General features: G+C 53.8%; 1 protein-coding gene. It reads left to right on the plus strand.

The features are described from left to right. Positions 1 to 507 precede the first annotated feature (507 nt). Positions 508 to 1,131 (plus strand): hypothetical protein, encoded by a 624-nt coding sequence (locus tag NW829_RS08220; RefSeq protein WP_414355331.1) that lies wholly within the window; start codon positions 508 to 510, stop codon positions 1,129 to 1,131. Positions 1,132 to 1,544: the final 413 nt, after the last annotated feature.

Here is a 1,544-nt window from a genome sequence, read left to right on the forward strand (position 1 = left end):
ATAGAGTTTTGTTCCATCAGGTTTAGCTGCACCACCAACCACCAGAGGGTTACATCGGAGTAGGTCGCCCGACGCTTGAGCCGAGAAATGGAGTGTACCGGGTTTTGGCTGTCGATCATCCACTCAGAAGCGATGATTTGGCCGCGTTGCTGAGCATTCATTGTTTCTCCCTCCGCTCGCCAACTGCTCAATACTTAGAATGGCTAATATTTAGGATGGCGAATTTGCGCGGGAGCGTGTGAAAAAATATATTACGCAGGGATCCCCAAAGTCGGCTAACTTTCTTAGCAATGAGGATCTCATAGGCCGTTGAGTTGCCGATTTGCCGTCCGGGGATGGGAAAAATGTTGCAGAAGGGGTAAAAGGTTGGGCGAGGGGATTGCCCCTATCTTCACAAGTCTTAAAACCTAGAAAGATTCTATTTTCTCTTGACTTGTCTGTGGGTCTGAATTCCACCTCCCTTCGCCGGCCTCTGCAGCAGCAACCCTTGAGGAGCCTGAGATCGCGATGAGAGCCAAGGCCATCTCTCCCCAGCCAGCCTCTGCTTTTGGAGAAGTGGTGGAAGCCAACACCACAACCTTTGTGGCCCAGTGCTTCGAGCCGGAACGTCTGACCTTCCCACCCATGCCTGCTCTCGGCAGTTGGACGCGCTCCCAAGACGAAGAGACCGGCAACCTAATCTACGGGGTGGTTTGCTATGCCGCCATCGCCCCCATCGACACCGTCCACCGCGCCAGGGCTTTGGGCCTCTCCCCTCAGGAGCTGCGGGAGCAACAGCCCCAAATTTTTGCCATGTTGCGCACCGATTTCCGCGCGGCCATTGTCGGCTTTGTCAGCGGGGGACGAGTCTACCAGTACTTGCCGCCACGGCCTCCCCAGATTCACCAGCCGGTTTATCTCTGCTCCGATACGGAAGTGAGGGAGTTCTGCCGCTCTTTCGAGTTTTTGCGCACCCTGCTACGGGTCAACGGGATCCCAACCGATGAGCTGGTGGCTGCCGTGATCCGCCAGACTTACCGAATCCTGAACCGAGATCGCAACTGGCTTTTACAGGCAGGTCGGCAGTTGAGCTCTCTGTTGCGGGATGATTATGAGCATCTCAGCGCAATTTTACGAAAGATTGAAGCCTAAGCGAAGAAATATTGAGAATGGCCTTGGATCCCTCTGGAATCGAGTCGGGGGGTGATAACCTGAGGCCGTTTCCTATGGAATTGATTCCCTTTGAATCCTCTTTCTGCTGTAAAAATGTTTAACAAATTCAATCCTTCTGACAAACCCTCCAAAGGCAATTGGGCAGGTCGTACCTTTTCTGCAGCTGCGGGCGCTTCGGTGGCAGCCGGTGTTTGCATTGCCCACGGTCAGCCGGCTTATGTGTCGCTGTTGGTGGCCTGTTGCGCGACGGTGTTTACCCTCGTTTTGGATGAAATGGGCTGGATCTAGGCTCGGTTGCAACTTCAGCTTTGGTTTTGCTGCATAAGAAGCCGCTCTAAAGCAGAGACTAACCAATCCAATAGGGATCCCTGGCCCTCTGGGTTTGCTGCTTG

It is taken from the genome of Synechococcus sp. R55.8, assembly GCF_047461895.1.
Lineage (GTDB): Bacteria > Cyanobacteriota > Cyanobacteriia > Thermostichales > Thermostichaceae > Thermostichus.